This window comes from Pseudomonas orientalis (genome assembly GCF_002934065.1).
In the GTDB taxonomy this organism is placed as follows: domain Bacteria; phylum Pseudomonadota; class Gammaproteobacteria; order Pseudomonadales; family Pseudomonadaceae; genus Aquipseudomonas; species Aquipseudomonas orientalis_A.
This window is the reverse complement of the sequence record NZ_CP018049.1, coordinates 5,059,659-5,083,292: the sequence shown is the minus strand read 5'-3', so window position 1 is coordinate 5,083,292 and position 23,634 is coordinate 5,059,659. Positions and strand designations below refer to the sequence as shown.

The following is a 23,634-nucleotide window of genomic DNA, read 5'->3' as shown; positions in this document are numbered from 1 at the left end:
TACAGCATGCGTCGCACGATGGTAGCTGGTAACTGGAAGATGCACGGTACCCGCGCCAGTGTCGCTGAGCTGATCAATGGCCTTCGTCACCTGGCCTTGCCTGGCGATGTGGATGTTGCGGTTTTCCCGCCTTTCCTGCATGTCGGCCAAGTGGTTGATGGCTTGAAAGGTCAGTCGATTCAGGTTGGTGCGCAGAATTGCGCGGTGGAACCCGCCCAAGGTGCGTTGACCGGTGAGATTGCGCCGAGTCAGTTGGTTGATGCCGGTTGTGCCTATGTGCTTGTTGGGCACTCCGAGCGCCGCCAGTTGATGGGTGAAAGCGATCAGATGCTCAATCGCAAGTTCGCAGCGGCACAGGCTTGTGGCTTGATCCCGGTGTTGTGCATAGGGGAAACCCTTGAGCAGCGCGAGTCGGGCAAGACGCTTGAAGTTGTCTCGCGTCAGCTGGGCAGCATCATCGAGGAACTGGGTGTTGGTGCGTTTGCAAAGGCAGTAATCGCTTACGAGCCGGTCTGGGCCATTGGTACCGGGCTGACTGCTACACCGCAACAGGCGCAGGATGTGCACGCCGCCATCCGCGCGCAGTTGGCGGCAGAAAATTCTGAAGTCGCACAAGGTGTGCGGCTTCTATACGGCGGCAGCGTGAAGGCGGCCAATGCGGTCGAACTGTTCGGCATGCCGGATATCGATGGGGGGCTCATTGGTGGAGCTTCCCTGAATGCAGATGAGTTCGGTGCGATCTGTCGCGCCGCGGGAAACTGAAAAAATGCTGGAAACAGTCGTAGTCGTTTTTCATCTGTTGGCTGCCCTGGGCGTAGTTGCCCTGGTTTTGTTGCAACAGGGTAAAGGTGCGGATGCTGGTGCGTCTTTCGGTGCAGGTGCTTCAAATACTGTGTTCGGAAGCCAAGGTTCCTCTACCTTTCTTAGTAAGTTTACTGCTATACTTGCCGCCGGTTTCTTCATAACCAGCTTGGGGTTAGGTTACTTTGCTAAAGAGAAGGCTCATGTGCTGACTCAAGTAGGTTTGCCAAACCCAGCAGTGTTGGAAGTACCAAAAGCAAAACCGGCTTCTGATGATGTCCCGGTGCTTCAAGAGCAAAAGTCGGCTACTCCAGCGACTGACGTGCCTCCAGCTCAAGAGCAGAAGTAAGAAGGTTGTAAACGCTGTATTGCCGAGGTGGTGGAATTGGTAGACACGCAACCTTGAGGTGGTTGTGCCCATAGGGTGTAGGGGTTCGAGTCCCCTTCTCGGTACCAATTATCAGGAGAGCCCGCTGTTGCGGGCTTTCTTGTAGGTGGAAGGTTACATTGACCCTGTAAGGGATCGGTCGTATACTTCCGCCCCAGCTTTGTCGCGGGGTGGAGCAGTCTGGTAGCTCGTCGGGCTCATAACCCGAAGGTCGTCGGTTCAAATCCGGCCCCCGCAACCAGTTTTAGCGGAGCCCCTTTTAAGGGGCTTTTTGTTAGCTGGACACTTTCAACGCCGCTGTTCGACGGCGTTTCAAGGATGGGCGTTTCGCCCATTTTTTTATTTTGCACAGCATGCACATACATGCACGAGGGGGTTCAGGTGTCGAGCAAGCTAGAAGAGTTGCAGGCCTTGCTGGCCCCGGTGGTCGTGGCCCTAGGCTATGAATGCTGGGGTATTGAGTTTTCGGCTCAAGGTCGCCACTCAATGTTGCGCGTTTATATCGATAAAGAGGGCGGCGTGCTGGTGGACGATTGTGCAATTGTCAGCCGTCAGATCAGCGGTGTCCTGGATGTTGAAGATCCGATTTCCGTTGAATACACCCTTGAAGTTTCCTCGCCAGGCATGGAACGCCCACTGTTCACTATTGATCAGTTTGCAAAATTTGCCGGTGAACAAGTGAAGATCAAGCTGCGCTCCCCGTTCGAAGGGCGACGCAACTTTCAGGGCCTTCTGCGCGGTGTAGAAGAGCAGGATGTCGTGGTGCAGGTAGAAGACCATGAGTTCCTGTTGCCGATCGATATGATCGACAAGGCCAACATTATTCCCAGTTTTGACTGAGACGCGGATCCCGCGGATCCAATGGCTTGCGAAAGGCGAGGCGTACGATGAGCAAAGAAGTACTGCTGGTTGTTGAGTCGGTATCCAATGAAAAGGGCGTACCGGCAAACGTGATTTTTGAAGCGCTGGAGCTGGCCCTGGCCACTGCTACCAAAAAGCGTTTTGAAGATGAAGTTGATCTGCGTGTGGAAATCAACCGCCACACCGGTGCCTATGAGACTTTCCGTCGCTGGACGGTCGTCGAAGAAGCCGATCTTGATGATCCGGCGATTGAAACCTGGCCGAGCAAGGTTGCGCAAACGCACCCTGGCGCCAACGTCGGTGATGTCGTCGAAGAAAAGATCGAATCGATCGAGTTCGGCCGTATCGCTGCACAGACCGCCAAGCAGGTCATCGTGCAGAAGGTTCGCGAAGCCGAGCGTGCTCAAGTCGTTGACGCCTATCGCGAACGCCTGGGTGAAATCATCTCCGGTACCGTGAAAAAAGTAACCCGCGACAACGTGATCGTCGACCTGGGCAACAACGCCGAAGCGTTGCTGGCCCGTGAAGACATCATCTCTCGCGAAACCTTCCGTGTCGGCGTGCGCTTGCGTGCGCTGCTCAAGGAAATCCGCACCGAGAACCGCGGCCCTCAGTTGATCCTGTCGCGTACCGCGCCGGAAATGCTGATCGAGCTGTTCCGTATCGAAGTGCCGGAAATTGCCGAAGGCCTGATCGAAGTCATGGCTGCGTCCCGCGACCCGGGTTCGCGCGCCAAGATCGCGGTCCGTTCCAAGGACAAACGCATCGACCCGCAGGGCGCTTGCATTGGTATGCGCGGTTCGCGCGTCCAGGCAGTGTCGGGAGAATTGGGCGGTGAGCGTGTGGACATCGTCCTGTGGGACGATAACCCGGCGCAGTTCGTGATCAACGCCATGTCGCCGGCTGAAGTGGCGGCAATTATCGTTGACGAAGATGCCCATGCAATGGACATCGCCGTTGGCGCAGACAATCTGGCTCAGGCCATTGGTCGTGGTGGTCAGAACGTGCGTCTGGCCAGCCAACTGACCGGTTGGACCCTGAACGTGATGACCGAATCGGACATCCAGGCTAAGCAGCAAGCTGAAACCGGTGACATCCTGCGCAACTTTATCGAAGAGCTGGAAGTCGATGAAGATCTGGCGCAGGTGCTGGTAGATGAAGGCTTCACCAGCCTGGAAGAGATTGCCTACGTACCGTTGGAAGAAATGCTCAACATCGACGGCTTTGACGAAGACACCGTCAACGAGCTTCGCGCTCGGGCCAAGGATCGTTTGTTGACTAAAGCCATCGCTACTGAGGAAAAGCTGGCAGACGCCCATCCGGCCGAAGACCTGCTCTCGCTTGAGGGTATGGACAAGGATTTGGCGATGGAACTGGCGGTGCGCGGCGTAATTACCCGCGAAGACCTGGCCGAGCAGTCTATTGACGATCTGCTCGACATCGACGGCATTGACGAAGATCGTGCCGGCAAGTTGATCATGGCCGCCCGAGCCCATTGGTTCGAGTAATTAGGCGCGGCCTGAGGAGAGAAGTGCATGACGCAAGTCACGGTGAAACAACTGGCCGATGAGGTCAAAACACCGGTAGAGCGCCTGTTGCAGCAGATGCGTGAGGCAGGTCTGCCGCACACCGCCGCCGAGGAACATGTGAGCGACAGTGAGAAGCAGTCTTTGCTGACTCACTTGAAAAGCAGCCACAAGGCGAAAGTGGAAGAACCGCGCAAGATTACATTGCAGCGCAAAACTACCAGCACCCTGCGTGTTGCAGGTAGCAAGAGCATCAGCGTTGAAGTACGCAAGAAGAAAGTCTTCGTACAGCGCAGCCCGGAAGAAATCGAAGCCGAGCGCAAACGCGAGCTGGATGAACGTCGCGCAGTAGAAAATGCTGCTCGTCAGAAGGCTGAAGAAGAAGCCAAGCGTCGCGCCGAAGAAGAAGCGCGTCGCCAGCCTGCTGCTGCGCAACCTGCCAGCACTGAAGCGGTCGCCGCTCCTGTTGAAGCGGTGCGTGAGGCTGCCCCGGTGGCTGCCGCACCTGCTCCTGCAGCAGATCGCAAGCGCGACGAACCTCGTCGTCCGGACAAACCACGTGCCGACGATAACAATCGTCGCGGTGGTGGCGGTGATGGCGAGCGTAAAAACGCTCCGCATCGCGCCTCGGTCAAAGAGAAAGCGCCTGCGCCACGCGTTGCCCCACGTACCACCGACGAAGAAAGCGACAGCTTCCGTCGTGGTGGTCGCGGCAAGGCCAAGCTGAAAAAGCGCAATGCCCACGGTTTCCAGAGCCCAACCGGCCCTGTCGTGCGTGATGTGCAGATCGGCGAGACCATCACTGTTGGCGATCTTGCCAATCAGATGTCGGTCAAGGCGGCTGAAATCATCAAGTTCATGTTCAAACTGGGTACCCCAGCGACCATCAACCAGGTGCTTGATCAGGAAACTGCTCAACTGGTAGCCGAAGAGCTGGGCCACAAAGTTACCCTGGTCAGCGACACCGCCCTGGAAGATTCCCTGGCCGAGTCCCTGAAGTTTGAAGGTGAGACGTTCTCCCGTGCGCCAGTAGTGACCGTAATGGGTCACGTTGACCACGGTAAGACGTCGCTGCTCGACTACATCCGTCGTGCCAAGGTAGCGGCTGGCGAAGCCGGTGGTATCACCCAGCACATCGGTGCGTACCACGTTGAAACCGAGCGCGGCATGGTCACCTTCCTCGACACCCCGGGTCACGCCGCGTTTACCGCAATGCGTGCCCGTGGTGCCAAGGCGACCGACATCGTGATCCTGGTGGTTGCAGCGGATGACGGCGTAATGCCGCAGACCATTGAAGCTGTCCAGCACGCCAAGGCCGCCGGTGTTCCACTGGTGGTTGCAGTGAACAAGATCGACAAGCCGGGCGCCGATCTCGATCGCATCCGTAGCGAGCTGTCGGTTCACGGCGTGACGTCCGAAGAGTGGGGCGGTGATACGCCGTTCGTTTCGGTCTCGGCCAAAGTCGGTACCGGTGTGGACGAACTGCTCGAAGCGGTGCTGCTGCAAGCCGAAGTACTCGAACTGAAAGCAACCCCATCGGCCCCAGGCCGCGGTGTTGTGGTTGAATCGCGTCTCGACAAGGGTCGTGGCCCGGTTGCTACCGTACTGGTTCAAGACGGTACCCTGCGCCAAGGCGACATGGTGCTGGTCGGTTCGAACTATGGCCGCGTGCGTGCCATGCTCGACGAGAACGGCAAGCCAATCAAGGAAGCCGGTCCATCCATCCCTGTCGAGATCCTCGGCCTGGACGGTACCCCGGACGCTGGCGACGAGATGAGCGTGGTTGCCGACGAGAAGAAAGCCCGTGAAGTGGCTCTGTTCCGTCAAGGCAAGTTCCGCGAAGTCAAACTGGCTCGTGCTCACGCCGGCAAGCTGGAAAACATCTTCGAGAACATGGGCCAGGCAGAGAAGAAGACGCTCAACATCGTCCTCAAATCTGACGTACGTGGTTCCCTCGAAGCGTTGAACGGCGCCTTGAACGGCCTGGGTAACGACGAAGTGCAAGTGCGCGTTGTCGGTGGCGGTGTCGGTGGTATCACCGAATCCGACGCCAACCTGGCACTGGCTTCCAACGCTGTACTGTTCGGCTTCAACGTGCGTGCCGATGCCGGCGCTCGCAAGATCGTCGAGCAGGAAGGCCTGGACATGCGTTACTACAACGTCATCTACGACATCATCGAAGACGTCAAGAAGGCCCTTACCGGCATGCTTGGCAGCGACGTCCGGGAGAACATCCTGGGTATCGCCGAGGTGCGTGACGTGTTCCGCTCGCCGAAATTCGGCGCGATCGCCGGTTGCATGGTTATCGAAGGTACTGTGTACCGTAACCGTCCAATCCGTGTACTGCGTGAAGACATCGTTATCTTCGAAGGCGAGCTGGAATCCCTGCGCCGCTTCAAGGATGACGCTTCCGAAGTACGTGCCGGCATGGAATGCGGTATCGGCGTCAAGAGCTACAACGACGTCAAGCCTGGCGACAAGATCGAAGTCTACGAGAAGGTTCAGGTTGCTCGCAGCCTCTAACTCGCGCACTTCCGGAGCCACGCCGCGTGTGGGCATGCAGATGCCCCGCGCAGCGTACGGACTCTAAACGCAACGCCCGGTCTGGCTTTTGTCAGGCCGGGCGTTTGCCGCTTTCAGACCCCACGGGTTTCACCGTGTGGCAGTAACAGGTAACAAGACATGGCAAAAGAATACAGCCGTACCCAGCGTATCGGCGATCAGATGCAGCGCGAGCTGGCTCAACTGATCCGCCGCGAAGTCAAAGACCCGCGCGTTGGCCTGGTCACCATCACTGCCGTTGAAGTGAGCCGTGACGTGGGTCACGCCAAGATCTTCATCACCGTGATGGGCCAGGACAACAGCGAAGAAATCGCGCAAAGCATCAAGGTGCTCAACGCCGCCGCAGGCTTCCTGCGCATGCAGTTGGCCCGTGAAATGAAGTTGCGCAGCGTTCCCCAGTTGCACTTCCACTACGACGAAAGCGTCGTGCGTGGCGCGCACCTGTCGGCATTGATCGAGCGCGCCGTGGCTGAAGACAGCCAGCATCCGTCCACACCTGAAGACGCCAAGGAGTAAGCGGTGGCTCAGGTCAAACGTATCCGCCGTAACGTCAGTGGCATCATTCTGCTCGACAAACCCATTGGCTTTACCTCCAATGCCGCGTTGCAGAAGGTCCGCTGGCTGCTCAATGCCGAGAAGGCCGGGCACACCGGCAGCCTCGATCCCCTGGCCACCGGCGTACTGCCGCTGTGCTTTGGCGAGGCGACCAAGTTCTCGCAATACCTGCTCGATTCCGACAAGGGTTATGAAACCTTGATGCAACTGGGCAAGACCACCACCACGGCCGATGCTGAAGGTGATGTCCTGCAGGTTCGCGATGTGACCGTTGGTCGTGCCGATATTGAAGCCGCCTTACCCGCTTTCCGTGGGCAAATCAGCCAGATACCGCCGATGTACTCGGCGCTCAAGCGTGATGGCCAGCCTCTTTACAAGCTGGCGCGTGCCGGTGAAGTGGTGGAGCGCGAACCGCGTTCTGTTACTATTGCCCGGCTGGAATTGCTCGCCTGTGAAGGTGACACGGCCCGATTGGCGGTGGACTGCAGCAAAGGCACCTATATCCGTACCCTGGTGGAAGATATTGGTGAGCAACTGGGCTGTGGCGCATACGTTGCCGAACTGCGACGTACACAGGCCGGCCCTTTCACCCTGGCCCAGACGGTCACGCTGGAAGAGCTCGAAGCGGTACATGCCGAAGGCGGCAATGAGGCGGTTGATCGCTTCCTGATGCCATCGGACAGCGGTTTGCTGGATTGGCCATTGCTGCACTTTTCGGAGCACAGCGCGTTCTACTGGCTCAACGGCCAGCCGGTACGCGCCCCGGATGCCCCGAAATTCGGCATGGTGCGAGTACAGGATCATAACGGTCGCTTTATCGGTATCGGTGAAGTGAGCGAAGACGGGCGCATCGCGCCGCGTCGACTGATTCGGTCAGAATGACCGAACGAGTGTGGCTGTTAACAGGCATGGTCAACACTCATTTTTAGATACAGGGATTTGTCCCTGGCCTGTTGAAACCGCCCTTTGGGTGGTTTCCTGAAAAAAGGATTGCCTCATGGCTCTCGACGTTCAAGAAAAAGCACAAATCGTAGCTGACTATCAGCAAGCTGTTGGTGACACTGGTTCGCCAGAAGTGCAAGTTGCACTGCTGACCCACAACATCAACAAACTGCAAGGTCACTTCAAGGCCAACGGTAAAGATCACCACTCCCGTCGTGGTCTGATCCGCATGGTAAACCAGCGCCGCAAGCTGCTGGACTACCTGAAAGGCAAGGATCTGGGTCGTTATCAGGCTCTGATCGGTCGCCTGGGTCTGCGTCGCTAATCAGCGATTGCGCTAGAGGTTGGTTGTCTGCCGTGTGTCAGTGGGATTCCCGCTGGCCCATGGCAGGCTCCCAGCCTCAAGTTTTATCTGGATACACGTTTTACCCTGGACAAGGGTTGGGCCGATTCCCGACGTTGCCCAAGAATTTCGCAAGAAGACAAGTTCCCCAAGAGCCACAAAGAAGGTAGGACACCGTGAACCCGGTTATCAAAAAATTCCAGTTCGGTCAGTCGACCGTTACCCTCGAGACAGGCCGTATCGCCCGTCAAGCCTCCGGCGCAGTGCTGGTTACCGTTGACGACGACGTTACCGTACTGGTGACCGTGGTTGGCGCCAAGACCGCTGACCCGAGCAAAGGCTTTTTCCCTCTGTCCGTTCACTACCAGGAAAAAACTTACGCTGCCGGTAAGATCCCTGGCGGTTTCTTCAAGCGCGAAGGCCGTCCTTCCGAGAAAGAAACCCTGACTTCCCGACTGATCGACCGTCCGATCCGTCCGCTGTTCCCGGAAGGCTTCATGAACGAAGTGCAGGTTGTCTGCACCGTCGTTTCCACCAGCAAGAAAACCGATCCGGACATCGCTGCGATGATCGGTACTTCGGCTGCCCTGGCTATCTCGGGTATACCGTTTGATGGCCCGATCGGCGCCGCCCGTGTTGCGTTCCACGAAAGCACCGGCTACCTGCTGAACCCGACTTACGAGCAACAAAAAGCATCGAGCCTGGACATGGTCGTTGCCGGTACCTCGGAAGCCGTATTGATGGTTGAATCGGAAGCCAAAGAGCTGACCGAAGACCAGATGCTGGGCGCCGTGCTGTTTGCCCACGACGAGTTCCAGGTGGTGATCAACGCCGTCAAGGAACTGGCTGCCGAAGCTGCCAAGCCAACCTGGACCTGGGCTCCACAACCAGAAGCCACTGCGCTGCTGGGCGCTATCCGTGCCGAGTTCGGCGACGCGATCTCCCAGGCTTACGCCATCACCGTCAAGGCCGACCGTTACGCTCGCCTGGGCGAGCTGAAGGATCAGGTTGTCGCCAAGCTGTCCGGTGAAGAAGGCCAGCCTTCTTCCAGCGAAGTCAAAGCGGCTTTCGGTGAAATCGAATACCGCACCGTTCGCGAAAACATCGTTAACGGCAAGCCACGGATCGACGGCCGCGACACGCGTACCGTGCGTCCGCTGAACATCGAAGTCGGTGTTCTGCCGAAAACTCACGGTTCGGCGCTGTTCACCCGTGGTGAAACCCAGGCCCTGGTAGTCGCGACCCTGGGCACCGCCCGTGACGCGCAACTGCTGGACACCCTGGAAGGCGAGAAAAAAGACCCGTTCATGCTGCACTACAACTTCCCTCCGTTCTCGGTGGGCGAGTGTGGTCGCATGGGCGGTGCTGGTCGTCGTGAAATCGGTCACGGCCGTCTGGCCCGTCGTTCGATCGCCGCGATGCTGCCGGCTGCCGACGTGTTCCCGTACACCATCCGTGTTGTGTCGGAAATCACCGAATCCAACGGTTCCAGTTCCATGGCTTCCGTTTGCGGCGCTTCCCTGGCACTGATGGACGCGGGTGTGCCGATGAAGGCGCCGGTTGCCGGTATCGCCATGGGCCTGGTTAAAGAAGGCGAGAAGTTCGCCATCCTGACCGACATCCTGGGTGACGAAGACCACCTGGGCGACATGGACTTCAAGGTAGCCGGTACCGCCAAAGGCGTAACCGCGCTGCAGATGGACATCAAGATCAAGGGCATCACCGAAGAGATCATGGAAATCGCCCTGGGCCAAGCCCTGGAAGCGCGCCTGAACATCCTCGGCCAGATGAACCAGATCATTGGTCAGTCGCGTACCGAGCTGTCGGAAAACGCTCCGACCATGATCGCGATGAAAATCGACACCGACAAAATCCGTGATGTCATCGGTAAAGGCGGCGCGACCATCCGTGCGATCTGTGAAGAAACCAAGGCTTCGATCGATATCGAAGACGACGGTTCGATCAAGATCTTCGGCGAAACCAAGGAAGCGGCTGAAGCTGCACGTCAGCGCGTTCTGGGTATCACCGCTGAAGCCGAGATCGGCAAGATCTACGTCGGTAAGGTTGAGCGTATCGTCGACTTCGGCGCATTCGTCAACATCCTGCCGGGCAAGGACGGTCTGGTGCACATCTCCATGCTGAGCGACGCTCGCGTTGAGAAAGTGACCGACATTTTGAAAGAAGGCCAGGAAGTGGAAGTGCTGGTATTGGACGTGGACAACCGCGGCCGTATCAAACTGTCCATCAAGGACGTAGCAGCAGCCAAGGCGTCGGGCGTTTAATTACCCGCAAGCGTCACGCTGAAAAAAGGACTCTTCGGAGTCCTTTTTTTATGAGCGTGAGAAAAGGGAGCAGAATCAGCTGTTTAACCCTGTGCAAAAGCCGCAACTTGCATGCAGGCACGATGAGCTTCATGCAAGTTGCACGATTTCGAAAATGAGCGCTTTTTATAACCTATTGTTTTATAAGGGTTTTTATATTTTTTGCGACTTGGCACACTGCCTGCAATATCCCTGTTAGCGCTTCAGTACCAAGATTTATGTACTGCAGTCTTTTAATAAAACAGGAGTTACTCGTATGAAGAAGTTCGCTCTCGCTACTGCTACCGCTCTGACTCTGGCCATGGGTGCTAACGTAGCCTTTGCTCAGACTTCCCAAGCCCCTATGACTCTGGCGGCCGGCGAAGCCACCCAGGCTAAGGAAAGCGTTTCGGATACTTGGATCACCACCAAAGTCAAAGCTGACCTGCTGACTGAAAAAGGCATTCCAGGTTCGGACATCAAGGTTGAAACCAACAAAGGTGTGGTTTCCCTGTCCTCCGAAGTAGCTGTTTCGGACTCGCAGAAAGCGACTGCCGTAGCGATTACCAAGAAAATCAAAGGTGTAACCGCAGTTTCTGCTGACGGCCTGCTGGCTGGCGGCGCTACCAAGGCTGACGGTATCGACAAAACCAAAGGCGCTGCCCATAACGCTGGCGAAGCGACTAGCGATACCTGGATCACCACCAAAGTAAAAGCTGACCTGGTTACCGAGAAAGGTATCCCTGGCACCGACATCAAAGTTGAAACCAACAAAGGTGTTGTGTCCCTGTCGTCCACAGCGGCTGTGACTGCTGCGCAGAAAGAAACTGCTGTAGCGATCGCCAAGAAAATCAAAGGCGTTAAAGCTGTATCGGCCGATGGCCTGAAAGCAGAGTAACGCTGCAAGTTTCGTTTGAACTGAATGGCGGCGGCTTAGGGTGAGTCAGATATCCACCCACAGCACCTCTGGAGTTCATGCGACCGACCACAGGGATGTGGTCATTACAGGCCCCGGCACTTGTGTCGGGGCCTGTTTTATTGTGGGAGGGTGCTTGCTCCAGATGGCGGTGTATCAGTCAATCTATCACTGACTGACCTACCGCAATCGGGGGCAAGCCCCCTCCCACATTGGGTTACTCGGCATCCAGATGCATTGGCGCCAGCGCCCGAGCATCTTTCTCCGCCTGCCCCTGCTGAACAACACGGGCGAGGAGCAAAAATGTGGGAGGGGGCTTGCCCCCGATAGCGGTGTATCAGTCAACATCTCTCTGACTGACCTACTGCAATCGGGAGCAAGCCCCCTCCCATATTTGGTTACTCGGCATCCAGATGCATCGGCGTCACCACCCGACCATCTTTTTCCGCCTGTCCCAGCTGCGCATCGATGAAGTACACGCGGTCGTCTTCCAGTTGAGCCTTGTCCACCAGGTAATCCTTGATGGTGCTGGCCCGGTCCTGGCCGAGCTGGCGCAGCAGCACGTCACTGCCGCTCCAGAATTTGATCACACCGTCCTTGAGCCTGGCCGCGCGCTCGTCGTCGCCCAGATTTTTCCATTCGGCCGGGGGTTGCTGTTTCAGGCGGGTGCGGTAAATACCTTCCAGCAAAGGCGCCTTTTCCTTCTCGGGCACGACCAGCAATGACGCCTGGGCCGGGACTTTATCGCCGCGACGCTGCAGGATTTTGTAGTAGTTGTATTGGTACTCACGCTCCAGTCGTTGCGCGGCCAGGAACGGGCCGTCACTGCCGGCCGCTGCGGTGCCTTCGATTTCCAGGCGCAGGGCAGGGCGTTCCTTGAGTGCCTTGGCCAGCGTGTTAAGAGCTCCTTCGGCGTTTTTATCCAGTTCACTGGAGCCCGCCGCAAACGACACACTCCCCAGGTCTTGCGAACCGCCGCCGGTGACCAGCCCGCCAATGAACTTGAAGGGCGCTGTCGCGGCGCGCACCACGAGGTTGCGCAAGGTCTGCCACACAATCGGCATAACACTGAATTGCGGGTTGTTCAGGTCACCGCTTACCGGCAGCTCGATGGAAATCTTGCCGTCGCTGTCCTTGAGCAAGGCCACCGCCAGGCGAATCGGCAAGTCCACCGCATCGGCGCTGTCGACTTTCTCGCCCAGTTGCAGCTGCTCGACCACCACCTTGTTTTCAGCCTTCAACTGGCCTTTGGTGATCATGTAATGCAGGTCCAGGTTCAAACGGCCTTTGCGGATTCGGAAACCTGCGAATTTGCCCGAGTACGGCGTCAGGGTGGTCAACTCGACACGTTTGAAGCTGGTCGCGATGTCCAGCGCGGCCATAGGGTCAAACGGGTTCACGCTGCCCTTGATGGTCACTGGCGCATAGCGGTCCACCTTGCCCTTGATGTCGACGCTGGCCGGTTTGGCCTGGCGACTGTCGATGGTGCCGATCTGGCCGTTGAGTTGTTGAATGGCGGTAGCGAAGTTGGGCGTAAGGCTGAAGTCGGCGAAATTGGCCGAGCCGTCGTTGATCGCGACCTGTCCGACGTGGATACCCAACGGCTTGTCTTTGCTCGCAGCCGGCTTGGCTGCCGATTTGTTCCCGCTGTCGGCAGGCTGCGGGATCAGCAGGTCGTCGATATTGGTGGTGCGGTCCTCGTTGATCATGAAGCGCGCATAGGGTTGCAGCAGGTTGACCTTGTCGATCGACAGGCTGTCGCCATGCTGGTAATTGACGCCTTCCAGCACCAGGCGCTGCCATTTGAGGAAGTCACGGGACTTGAGGGTGTCGAGCGTGTGCAACTGATCCACTTGCGCGCGACCGGTGACTTGCAGGGCCAGCGGCTCGGTACTCTTGAGGTTGACATCCAGGTTGCTGCCCAGCATGCCGCTGCGCAGTTCCAGACGGATGAACGGGCTGATATAGGATTGAGCGACGCGCAGGTCGATGTCCTGGGTGTTCACTTTCAGCCTGGCGCTGACCGGATTGAGGTTGACCTCGCCGGCTGCCTGGATCTTGCCTTGCTTGCCCAGGCCGCTGTCGACCTTCAAGGTAAAAGGGCGCTGGTTGAGGCTGTCGAAGTTCTGCACATCGACGTTCAACGGGCCCAGATCCACGGCTACCGCAGGCTTGGCCTGGCGGTCAGCCAGGTGCACCTGATAGTTGCGCAGTTGCACATCCTTGAGCAGCACTTGCCAGGGTTTGTTCGGCGCTGCCGGTGGCGCTTCAGGTGAGTCGGCAGTCGCGGGCGCAGAGGCCGGTTCCGGCGCCTTGGCCGGTTTGCCGGGTTGGCTGGCGAACAGCTTCTGCCAGTCCAGTTGCCCATCAGCCTCGCGGGCCGCCCAGGTTTCGAGTTTGTTGCTGCGGATCTTGCCGATCACTACCTGTTGCTTGGCCAGGTCCACCGTGGTCTCGCTGACGTCCAGACGCTCCAGGCGTGCCAATGGCCGGCCATCCGGCGCTTTGATCGCAAAGGGCGCAATACTGGCGGTGGTGTTGGTCAGGTTCAGCTCGGTCTCTTTGGCCAGGCTGAATTTATAGTTGGTGCTGAAATTGAGCACACCGTCCTCAAGCACCAGCGGCACGGCATCGCGCACATACGGCCACCAGGCTTTCATTTGACCGTCAGTGACTTTCAGCGAGCCTTCGGAGGTGATCGGCACCAGGCTGAAGTTGCCTTTCCAGTCGATCTGCCCGCCCTGGGGGCCAGCGGCCACCAAGGTCATGTCGGCGTTATCTTCCGGCAAGGTGCTGAGATTTTTCAGCTCGAAGTCGAGTTTGTCGTAGAGAAATTCGATGGGTTCGCTGGGGCGCAGGTCCCGAAAGTGTACATAGCCGCCCGCCAGCCTGATGCTGTCGATACGCAGCGGGAAAGGCTTGGCGTCGGGATCGGCAGGGGTTGGCTCGCTTGGGGGCAATTTGAACAATTGCGCCAGGTTCAACTGGCCGGACTTGTCGAAGAGCAATTCGGTCCTGGGCTGTTCGAGTTGAACATCGGCCAGGTGCAGGGCGCGGGTCCAGAGACTGTCGATCTGCAGGTTGGCATAGAGGCGCTCGAAACCCAGCTGTTCCTTGCCCGGCTCACCGATCTTCAGGCCCCATAGCGTCAGCTCCAGGCTGAACGGGTTGAGTTCGATACGCTCGATACGCGCCGGCGCCGTTGCGTAATGGGCCAACTGCTGGTTGGCAATACGAAGGGCGATGCCGGGCAGAATCAGAAAGCCCAGCACGCTATACACAGCAAGTGCGGTCAACAAGGCGCCTATGGCGCGGATCAATCCTTTGGGCATGGGTGACAGCCATCTATGTCGAACAGGAGTGCCTTGGAGTATGGCACGTGATTTCGGTTCCGAAGAACCGCCAGGCCTGGGAAACTTCCTACAATTGCAGGATCAGGGTCTTCAGCGGCGGTTGCTGGTCTTTCGACGGAAAGTCCGCTCCCGGTGCCATGATCTGCCAGTCGCGTACGGGACGACCGGCTTTTTCCGCGCAACGCAGTACCTGTTCGCGCCAGTCATCCATGCTCACTTTCGCCAGGTTGTTGCAGCAAATGAGCACACCATTATCGGCGGTTGCCAACAGCGCGGGCTTGAGCAGGCTTTGGTAGTCGCGCAACAGGTCGACAGTGCCGAAGGCGCTTTTGGCCCAGGCGGGGGGATCCAGCAGGACCAGGTCATACTGGCGCTGTTCCAGGCGCGGATAGCTCGGCAGTTTCTGGCCACGACGCTGAGTGACAGGGAGGCCAGCCAATTGGCGAATCGCCGGGAAGTAATCGGACTGTACGAACGTCATGGTCGGCAACTGCGGGTTAAGCAGACCGTTCTCGCGCCCCACGGCGAGGTTGCCCTCGGCAAAGTCCAGGTTGCAGACTTCACGTGCGCCACCGGCTGCCGCGCTCAAGCCTACGCCACAGGTGTAGGCGAACAGGTTGAGCACGCTTTTACCGGCGCTGTGGTCCTTGACCCAGCCCCGGGTGTTGCGCAGGTCAAGGAACAGCAGCGGGTCCTGCCCGGCATGCCGCCCACGCACTCGGTAGTTGAGGCCCCATTCGTGACCGACCAGGTCTTCCAGCGCGGCAGGCTCGGCGCGGTAAACGCTGTCTTCGCGGTCGATCCGTGAGTTGCCACGGGAGCGGTCGTTGTACACCAGCAGCAGCTCCAGGCCCATGTATTGATTGATCAGTTGGTGCAGGTCCAGCAGATCGGCGTTTTGCAGGGATTGGTGGAAGCTTTGCACCAGCAATTGCGGGCCGTAGCGATCGATCGTCAGGCCACCGGCGCCTTCCTGGCTGCCGTGGAACAGCCGGTAGCAATCGGTGCCCTGGGCATGCAGTTCACTGATCAGGTCTTGGCGATGGTCGAGGGCGGCGCGCAGCGCCTGGTTCAAGGAAGTCATGGAGCGCGCCTTGCTTGCGGGGGAATGAGGACAGTGCGGGCGCGCAGTTTAACAGCCCCGGCCTGAACAGGCCGGGGGTTATTTCGAGGCTAGCGGTTCAGGCGTTGATCAGCCGCGGTGACGACCGCGGAAGTAGTTGATCAGGCCCTGGGTCGAAGCATCTTCGGCCGAGGTTTCTTCGGCGCCGGTCAAGCGGTTGTAGACGCCTTTGCCCAGTTCCTTGCCCAGCTCGACACCCCATTGGTCGAAGGCGTTGATGCCCCAGATGACGCTCTGGACGAACACCTTGTGTTCGTACATGGCGACCAGCGCGCCCAGGCGGCGCGGGCTGATGCGTTCGACCACGATCGTGTTGCTCGGACGGTTGCCCGGGATCACCTTGTGGGGCGCCAGTTTCTGCACGTCGGCCTCAGGGATGCCCTTATCGCGCAGCTCCGCTTCGGCTTCGGCGCGTGTCTTGCCGAGCATCAGCGCCTGGCTCTGGGACAGGCAGTTGGCATATAGCCACTGGTGGTGGTCGGAGACCGGGTTGAAACTGACGATCGGCACGATGAAGTCGGCCGGGATCAGTTGGGTACCCTGGTGCAGCAACTGGTGATAAGCATGCTGGCCGTTGCAACCCACGCCGCCCCAGATGACCGGGCCGGTATCGGTGGCGACCGGCGTGCCGTCCTGGCGCACGCTCTTGCCGTTGGACTCCATGTCCAACTGCTGCAAATGCTTGGTGATGTTACGCAGGTAATGGTCGTACGGCAGGATCGCATGGCTCTGCGAACCCCAGAAATTGCCGTACCACACGCCCAGCAGGCCCAGCAGCACGGGCATGTTGTCTTCGAATGGCGCGTTCTGGAAATGCTGGTCCATGGTGTAGGCACCGGACAGCAGCTCCTTGAAGTTGGACATGCCGATCGCCAGGGCGATGGGCAAGCCGATTGCGGACCACAGCGAGTAACGACCACCGACCCAGTCCCACATCGGGAAGATGTTTTCTTCGCGAATGCCGAACGCGACGGCCGCCGCGTTGTTGCTCGACACGGCGATGAAGTGGCGGTACAGCTCGGCTTCCGAGCCACCCTGGGCCAGGTACCAGGCGCGGGCGGCCTGGGCGTTTTTCAGGGTTTCGAGGGTGTTGAAGGATTTCGACGAGACGATAAACAGCGTGGTCTCGGCGCGCAGCTTCATGGTCAGTTCGTGGAACTCGCTGCCGTCGATGTTCGCCAGGTAATGGCAGCGTACGCCCTTATGGGCGTAGGACAGCAGCGCTTCGGAGACCAGCTCCGGGCCGAGGAACGAACCACCGATGCCGATGTTCACCACGTCGGTGATCGGCTTCTCGGTGTAGCCACGCCACAGGCCGTCGTGGATACGGCCGACCAGGTCAGTGATCTGGTTCAGCACCTTGTGCACGTCGGGCATGATGTTCACGCCGTTGACCGACAACTTGTCGCCCACCGGGCGACGCAGGGCGGTGTGCAGCGCCGGACGGCCTTCGGAGGAGTTGACCGGCTCGCCGGCATACAGCGCGTTGATCGCGTCTTTAAGGCCGACTTCGTTGGCCAGGCCCACCAGCAGGTCGCGGGTTTCACGGGTGATCAGGTTTTTCGAGTAATCGAGGAAAAGCCCGCAGCTGCTCAGGGTGAATTCGGAGAAACGCTGGGGGTCGGCATTAAAGGCCTCGCGCATGCTGAAATCCTGCATGGCTTGGCGATGTTGATCGAGCGCGTGCCAGGCGGGCAGCGCGGTAACGTCATGAGGGGTGCGGTAGTACGCCATCGCTGCGGGTTTCCTTTTATTACGGGGACTGCCTTTAGGACACTTCAAAGCCCGAAACCTCCAGTCTTTTAACACGCGAGGGGTTTCGGACAGCGCTAACCAGGAGCGCAGGGCGATTACATTAAACCTAGCGTGTCGATATGTCTTGGCTTTGTCTGCGCTGATGCCGGTACTTTTTTATACCGGCATAGCGATGAAGGCAATCGGCGGGGTGTGGAGCAGGGTCAGTTGAGGTTCAGGTGCAGGTTGTCGATCAGGCGTGTCGTGCCCAGATAGGCCGCTACCAGGATCACGATATCCCGGTCCTCGGGCGTGGCCGGACGCAAGTGCACGCCTTGACGCACTTCCAGGTAGTCCATGCGCAAGCCGGCGGCTTCGATCTGCCGGATGTGCTCGGCGCGCAGTGTGGCGAAATCCCGCTCACCGCTTTTGATGGCGGCGGCCATCTGGCTGAGGCTGCGGTACAGCACGGGGGCAATCGCGCGTTGCTCCTGGGTGAGATAACCGTTGCGCGATGACAGCGCCAGGCCATCCGCGGCACGTACGGTCGGCTCGCCGATGATCTGGATCGGCATGTTCAGGTCATGCACCATGGCGCGGATCACCGCCAGTTGCTGATAGTCCTTCTGGCCAAATACGGCCATATCCGGCTGGACCATGTTGAACAGCTTGCTGACCACCGTGGCGACGCCTTCGAAATGCCCTGGGCGGCTGGCCCCGCACAGGCCTTCGGACAACTGGGGGACGCTGACGCGGGTCTGGCCGGCCATGCCGTCGGGGTAGATCTCCTCGACCGTGGGCGCGAAGAGCAGGTTGCAGCCGGCTTGCAGCAGCATTTCCTGGTCGGCGGCCAGGGTGCGCGGGTATTTGTCCAGGTCTTCGCCGGCGCCGAATTGCAACGGGTTGACGAAAATGCTCGCCACGACGAAGTCCGATTGCTGCGCGGCCTTGCTCACCAGGGTGGCGTGGCCACTGTGCAGGTTGCCCATGGTCGGCACGAAGCCGATGCGCTTGCCGGCACTGCGCGCGTGGGTCACGGCGGCGCGCAGTTCACGTAGGGTTTTAACGGTGTTCATGCAGAAAATCCGTGTTCGGTGCCGGGAAAGGTCACGGCTTTGACTTCGCTGACGTAAGCGCTCAGTGCGGCGTGAATGCTCGCCTGGCCGGCCATGAAGTTCTTCACGAACTTGGGCACGTGGCCGCTGATCGACAAGCCGAGCATGTCGTGCAGCACCAGCACCTGGCCGTCGGTGGCGGCGCCGGCACCGATGCCGATCACCGGTATCTTGACGGCCTGGGTGATTTCGGCGGCCAGTTCACTGGGCACGCACTCCAGCAGAATCATCGCGGCGCCGGCTTGTTCCAGGGCGATGGCATCGGCACGCATCTGGCGTGCCTGGGCTTCATTGCGGCCCTGTACCTTGTAGCCGCCGAGCAGGTTGACCGACTGCGGCGTCAGGCCCATGTGCGCGCATACCGGGACGCCGCGCTCGGCCAGCAGGCGGATCGACTCGGCGAGCCATACGGCGCCTTCGACCTTGATCATGTGCGCACCCGCCTGCATCAGTTTGCCGGCGTTCTGGAAGGTCTGTTCGAGGGTGGCGTACCCCATGAACGGCAGGTCGGCGATGATAAACGCACCGTCATTGCCACGCTTGACGCTGGCGGTGTGGTACGCGAGTTCGTCGGTGGTGACGGGGAGCGTGCTGTCATTCCCTTGAAGTACCATGCCCAGGGAGTCGCCTACCAGCAACACCTCGACCCCGGCCTGACAGCTGGCGTGGGCGAAGGTAGCGTCGTAGCAGGTCAGCATGGTGATTTTTTCACCTTTGAGCTTGAGGCTCTGCAAGGTGGTCAGGGTAATGTCTGGCATGAAAAGGGTCCTCGTTCAGGCGCTTGGAAACAGCGAGTAACGCGCGTGAGTCTTCGTTTATACAGGCGCACTGTCTTGAGAGCAGTGCTTATAAGGCCTGGATTGCGCCCTTCAGCGCCGGGCTGGCGGCAGCGGGACGCCTATAGTCGTGAGGAGGACACGGGAAGTCAATTGGATGTGTTACCGCATTGTTACGATGACGGTGTTACCGCTGTTACTGACGCGACTGTAGGAGCGAGCTTGCTCGCGAAGAACGCTTAGGCACCGCGTTTAATCAGGCTGTGCGCGTTATCGTTGACGATGTTCGCGAGCAAGCTCGCTCCTACAGAGGTAAGCGTTCCAGGCCGACAAACGGGCAGTCCGCCAGTAAGTCGCGCAGGGTTGGGCCATCAGGTAATGACAGGTTCGCAGGTGCCAGTTCGGCCAGCGGATAAAGCACAAACGCCCGCAGGTGCATCTGGTAATGCGGCACCTTGAGGCGCGGCTCGTCGATCAGGCGGTCACCGAACAGCAGGATATCCAGGTCCAGCGTGCGAGGCCCCCAACGCTCGAGGCGTTGGCGGCCCTGGTCGTTTTCGATGGTTTGCAGCGCATCGAGCAGGTCGAGTGGCGCAAGGTCGCTGTCCAGGGCTGCCACCGCATTGGTATAGCGCGGTTGGCCCGGGAGCAGGGAGTCACTTTGATAGAAGGCGGATACACCGGCGAGGGTGGTGCCGGGCAATTGCGCCAAGGCGTCGATCGCGCTGCGCAATTGCTGTTGCGGGGCAGCCAGGTTGCTGCCCATGCCGATGTAGATACGTTCCACGTTTATTCGCCTGTTGCGCCTGAGGCATCGGCGGCGCTGCGTTTGCGCTTGCTGGAGCTGCGGCGGCGCTTTTTCGGCCCGTCGCCGGTGCTGTCGCCTTTGCTGCCGAGTTCACGAATCATCTCGCGGCGCTGACTGTCATTAGCGTCCTGGTAGTCGGTCCACCATTCACCCAGGCCGTCGGTCTGCTCGCCGGCGCTTTCGCGCAGCAACAGGAAGTCGTAGCCGGCGCGAAAGCGTGGGTTGTCCAGCAACAGGTCGGCGCGTTTGCCGCTGCGGCGCGGCAGGCGCTCCTGCATGTCCCAGATCTCGCGGATCGGCAGGGTGAAGCGCTTCGGAATGGCGATGCGCTGGCACTGTTCGCTGATCAACTCGTGGGCGGCTTCCTGCATGGCAGGGATCGGCGGCATGCCGCGGTCCTGCAAGCGCAGTACACGCTTGGGCAGGGCCGGCCACAACAGCGCGGCAAACAGGAAGGCCGGAGTGACCGGCTTGTTCTGTTTGATGCGCAAGTCGGTATTGATCAAGGCTTCGCTGATCAGGGTGTGGGTGTACGTCGGGTTGTGCTCCAGGGCCTCGGCGCTGGCCGGGAACAGCGGATCGAACAGTTGCAGGTCGACGAGCATTTCAAAGGTGTCGGCCGCATAGCCCGAGAGGAACAGCTTGAGCACTTCTTCGAACAGGCGTGCCGACGGAATCTCCCGCAGCATCGGTGCCAGTTCGCGAATCGGTGCGGCCGTGTGTTTCTCGATGCCGAAGTTCAGCTTGGCGGCGAACCGCACCGCACGCAGCATGCGCACCGGGTCTTCCTGGTAGCGCTGCGTCGGCTCGCCGATCAGGCGGATCAGGTTGTTGCGGATGTCGTGTACGCCGTTGGCGTAATCGAGAATGCGCTCGCTGACCGGATCGTAATACAGGGCATTGATGGTGAAGTCGCGGCGTTGCGCGTCTTCTTCCAGGGTGCCGTAGACATTGTCGCGCAGGATGCGTCCGCTCTCGTTGCGGGAAGACTGATTGGTGTCTTCCTCTTCATCGTTTTGCGGATGGCCGGCGCGGAACGTTGCGACCTCGATGATTTCGCGACCGAAGTGGATATGCACCAGCTTGAAGCGGCGCCCGATGATCCGCGCATTGCGAAACTCGGCACGCACCTGTTCAGGCGTGGCGCTGGTGGCGACGTCGAAATCCTTCGGCGTGATATTGAGCAGCATGTCGCGTACGCAACCGCCCACCAGGTAGGCCTGGTAGCCGGCGTTCTGCAAACGTTCGACGATGTTCACTGCGTAACGGCTGAATTGAGCGCGCTGCAATGAATGCTGATTGCTGTTAAGCACTTCAGGCGTGCTGCGAATGTGTTGCGTACGACGCAAGGGGGAACGGAATGACTGGAACAACTTCTTCAGCATGGGATGCACTGTTTGAAGGAATGTTCGGCCATAACGAAGAATGACCGCATGATGGGCCGGGATTCTAGCATTTAGTCAGGGGATGGTGTAGGAACAAGCTGCGGGCGTTGCGCCAAAAGCGTTTGAGGGGCAATCCAGGGGCAATCTGTCGGAAACTACAAGGGGAGCCGAAGCTCCCCCAGAAGTAGTTGCGTGCTCTATTTTTATTATTGGTTTCGGGCTTCTTGTTTTTGTTGATCGCCCTCGTCATGAAGCTTCACCTTCATGACACTCCCAATCGGGAGCAAGAGCAAACGGATTGCTTTGGTCGCTGTGTTGCTGATCTACGATCCAACCAGTTCAGGCTCTGCCTTAGGACAGTTTTTGTTGTTCTCGGCCTGGTTGCGGGGCAAGCCCCAAATGCAACGCCTCTCCAAAAGAATCAGTTAGCTGCGCCTCCGCCGTGTTGTTTTTGTTATGCGTGAGTCGATTCGTCTTATTTTTATTGTCTTGTACAAAGCTTGTTATTGTTTTTGTACTAAGCATATAGCAGGGTGCGTGCCAACTTTAGCGTTGGCCAGTAAAACCGGGGGTTTGAGGCTGATTCGGGTTTTTGAGGGAGCAAAAAAAGCCGGGGCTTCGTTACCGTAAGCCCCGGCTTTTGTTACGCGAAATATCCGCGGTAACAGTTTTTTCACATCTGCACGTGTTACCTGTGGCGCGGCCCCTCAACTTTCGCTGGCGACGCCGGTCTTGCGCCGTGGAATGCCCAGGCGCTGGCGACGTTCCCACAGGCACTTGCGGCTCACGCCCAGCTTGCGTGCCAGTTCGGTCTCGGTCATGTGGTCCTGGTGCTCGAGGACGAAGTGCTGGAAATAGTCTTCCAGGGACAAATCTTCCGTCGGCTCGTGGCTGGTATTGCTGCCCGCGCCCTGTTGCGGCGCCAGGCCGATGAAGTCGTCGTCGTCCAGATCGCTGAGTTCGACATCGATGCCCAGCAGCTCGGCGGATATTTCCGGGCTTTCCGACAGGATGACCGCACGCTCGACGGCGTTTTCCAGTTCGCGCACGTTGCCCGGCCATGAGTAATGCCGGATCACCTGCTCCGCGTCGGGCGCAAATTTCAGGTCGGTGCGGTTGATGCGCGCGCTCTGGCGCAGCAGAAACGCCTGGGCGATTTCGTTGACGTCGGCGCCCCGCTCACGCAGTGCCGGTAGCTTGAGCGCAATCACGTGCAAGCGGTAATACAAGTCTTCGCGAAATTGGCCGATCTTGGCCAGGCTCTTGAGGTCACGGTGCGTCGCGGCGATCAGGCGTACATCGACCTTTTGCGATTGCACCGACCCGACCCGGCGAATCTCGCCTTCCTGCAACACACGCAGCAAGCGTGCCTGTGCTTCCAGGGGCAGTTCGCCGATCTCGTCGAGGAACAGCGTGCCGCCGTCGGCCGCTTCGACCAGGCCCGCGCGCCCGGCGCTGGCACCGGTGAACGCGCCTTTTTCGTGGCCGAACAATTCGGACTCGATCAAGGATTCGGGGATCGCCGCGCAGTTCACCGAAATCATCGGTGCCTTGGCTCGCTTGGACAGGTTATGCAGGGCGCGGGCCACCAGTTCCTTGCCGGTGCCCGACTCGCCCTGGATCAATACATTGGAGTCGGTCGGCGCGACCTTGCGGATCTTGCTGTAAAGATCCTGCATGGGCGGGCAGGAACCAATGATGCCGATCTCGCCGTTACTGTTGTCGACGCCCGGTTTGTCGGCGGCTTTGCCTGCCGGACGTTGTTCGACCGGGGCACTGCTGACCGACTGACGGTCACGCAGGATGCGGGCCACTGCCTGAAGAATCTCGTCGTGGTCAAAAGGCTTGGCGATGTAGTCCACCGCGCCCATCTTCATCGAGTCCACCGCCGAGCGCAGGCTGGCGTAGCTGGTCATGATCAGCACCGGCGTGCCCTGGCCCAGCTTGATCAATTCGGTACCCGGTGCGCCCGGCAGGCGCAGGTCGCTGACGATCAGGTCGAACGTGGGAATGCTGAACCGCTCCTGGGCTTCCTGCACCGAGCCGGCTTCGCTGACCTGGTACTGATTACGTTCAAGCAGGCGACGCAAGGCAGAGCGGATAATGGTTTCGTCTTCGACGATCAAAATGTGCGGCATTGATTCAA

At 59.1% G+C, this 23,634-nt stretch carries 18 protein-coding genes and 2 tRNA genes; 12 read left to right on the top strand and 8 right to left on the bottom strand.

Annotated elements, in window-relative coordinates; all coding sequences use genetic code 11:
- Positions 1-6: 6 nt before the first annotated feature.
- The 12 genes from tpiA (at position 7) to BOP93_RS22885 (ending at position 11,176) form a co-directional block, all read left to right on the top strand.
- Positions 7-762 (top strand): triose-phosphate isomerase, encoded by a 756-nt coding sequence (gene tpiA, locus BOP93_RS22940; protein WP_057725018.1) that lies wholly within the window; start codon positions 7-9, stop codon positions 760-762.
- 4 nt (positions 763-766) lie between these two features.
- Positions 767-1,150, top strand: coding sequence for a preprotein translocase subunit SecG (gene secG / locus BOP93_RS22935; protein WP_010206600.1), 384 nt, complete (start codon positions 767-769; stop codon positions 1,148-1,150).
- Between the two features lie 21 nt (positions 1,151-1,171).
- A tRNA-Leu gene (locus BOP93_RS22930) sits at positions 1,172-1,257 on the top strand.
- A 96-nt stretch (positions 1,258-1,353) separates the two neighbouring features.
- A tRNA-Met gene (locus BOP93_RS22925) sits at positions 1,354-1,430 on the top strand.
- A 140-nt stretch (positions 1,431-1,570) separates the two neighbouring features.
- The gene (gene rimP / locus BOP93_RS22920; protein WP_003235029.1) at positions 1,571-2,029 is read left to right on the top strand and encodes a ribosome maturation factor RimP; all 459 of its coding nucleotides are present in this window, start codon (positions 1,571-1,573) and stop codon (positions 2,027-2,029) included.
- 47 nt (positions 2,030-2,076) lie between these two features.
- Positions 2,077-3,558: a transcription termination factor NusA gene (gene nusA, locus BOP93_RS22915; RefSeq protein ID WP_057725019.1), complete on the top strand. Its 1,482-nt coding sequence runs from the start codon at positions 2,077-2,079 to the stop codon at positions 3,556-3,558.
- A 27-nt stretch (positions 3,559-3,585) separates the two neighbouring features.
- Positions 3,586-6,099 carry a translation initiation factor IF-2 gene (infB, locus tag BOP93_RS22910; RefSeq protein ID WP_104504765.1) on the top strand — a complete coding sequence of 838 codons (2,514 nt, stop codon included), beginning with the start codon at positions 3,586-3,588 and terminating at the stop codon, positions 6,097-6,099.
- A gap of 159 nt (positions 6,100-6,258) precedes the next feature.
- A complete protein-coding gene (gene rbfA, locus BOP93_RS22905; RefSeq protein ID WP_065883945.1) occupies positions 6,259-6,654 on the top strand; it encodes a 30S ribosome-binding factor RbfA in 396 nt (131 codons plus the stop codon).
- Positions 6,655-6,657: 3 nt separating this feature from the next.
- Positions 6,658-7,575: a tRNA pseudouridine(55) synthase TruB gene (gene truB / locus BOP93_RS22900; protein WP_003176136.1), complete on the top strand. Its 918-nt coding sequence runs from the start codon at positions 6,658-6,660 to the stop codon at positions 7,573-7,575.
- A 115-nt stretch (positions 7,576-7,690) separates the two neighbouring features.
- Positions 7,691-7,960: a 30S ribosomal protein S15 gene (gene rpsO, locus BOP93_RS22895; protein ID WP_003176135.1), complete on the top strand. Its 270-nt coding sequence runs from the start codon at positions 7,691-7,693 to the stop codon at positions 7,958-7,960.
- 194 nt (positions 7,961-8,154) lie between these two features.
- Positions 8,155-10,260, top strand: a complete 2,106-nt coding sequence (gene pnp, locus BOP93_RS22890; RefSeq protein ID WP_049711495.1) for a polyribonucleotide nucleotidyltransferase — start codon at positions 8,155-8,157, stop codon at positions 10,258-10,260.
- Positions 10,261-10,555: 295 nt separating this feature from the next.
- The gene (locus tag BOP93_RS22885; protein ID WP_104504764.1) at positions 10,556-11,176 is read left to right on the top strand and encodes a BON domain-containing protein; all 621 of its coding nucleotides are present in this window, start codon (positions 10,556-10,558) and stop codon (positions 11,174-11,176) included.
- A 416-nt stretch (positions 11,177-11,592) separates the two neighbouring features.
- Here BOP93_RS22885 and BOP93_RS22880 read toward each other — a convergent pair whose 3' ends face one another.
- The 8 genes from BOP93_RS22880 to BOP93_RS22840 form a co-directional block, all read right to left on the bottom strand.
- A complete protein-coding gene (locus tag BOP93_RS22880; protein ID WP_104504763.1) occupies positions 11,593-14,526 on the bottom strand; it encodes a DUF748 domain-containing protein in 2,934 nt (977 codons plus the stop codon).
- Positions 14,527-14,614: 88 nt separating this feature from the next.
- Complete coding sequence (locus BOP93_RS22875; RefSeq protein WP_065932691.1) at positions 14,615-15,631, bottom strand: class I SAM-dependent rRNA methyltransferase; 1,017 nt, start codon at positions 15,629-15,631, stop codon at positions 14,615-14,617.
- 108 nt (positions 15,632-15,739) lie between these two features.
- Positions 15,740-17,404, bottom strand: a complete 1,665-nt coding sequence (pgi, locus tag BOP93_RS22870; protein WP_065883953.1) for a glucose-6-phosphate isomerase — start codon at positions 17,402-17,404, stop codon at positions 15,740-15,742.
- 224 nt (positions 17,405-17,628) lie between these two features.
- Positions 17,629-18,480: a pantoate--beta-alanine ligase gene (panC, locus tag BOP93_RS22865; protein ID WP_104504762.1), complete on the bottom strand. Its 852-nt coding sequence runs from the start codon at positions 18,478-18,480 to the stop codon at positions 17,629-17,631.
- Positions 18,477-19,277: a 3-methyl-2-oxobutanoate hydroxymethyltransferase gene (gene panB / locus BOP93_RS22860; RefSeq protein WP_104504761.1), complete on the bottom strand. Its 801-nt coding sequence runs from the start codon at positions 19,275-19,277 to the stop codon at positions 18,477-18,479. The genes panC and panB overlap by 4 nt, the downstream gene beginning before the upstream one ends.
- A gap of 322 nt (positions 19,278-19,599) precedes the next feature.
- Complete coding sequence (gene folK / locus BOP93_RS22855; RefSeq protein ID WP_104504760.1) at positions 19,600-20,082, bottom strand: 2-amino-4-hydroxy-6-hydroxymethyldihydropteridine diphosphokinase; 483 nt, start codon at positions 20,080-20,082, stop codon at positions 19,600-19,602.
- 2 nt (positions 20,083-20,084) lie between these two features.
- Positions 20,085-21,488, bottom strand: a complete 1,404-nt coding sequence (locus tag BOP93_RS22850; protein WP_104504759.1) for a polynucleotide adenylyltransferase PcnB — start codon at positions 21,486-21,488, stop codon at positions 20,085-20,087.
- Positions 21,489-22,195: 707 nt separating this feature from the next.
- Positions 22,196-23,626 (bottom strand): sigma-54-dependent transcriptional regulator, encoded by a 1,431-nt coding sequence (locus BOP93_RS22840; protein WP_104504758.1) that lies wholly within the window; start codon positions 23,624-23,626, stop codon positions 22,196-22,198.
- Positions 23,627-23,634 lie beyond the last annotated feature (8 nt).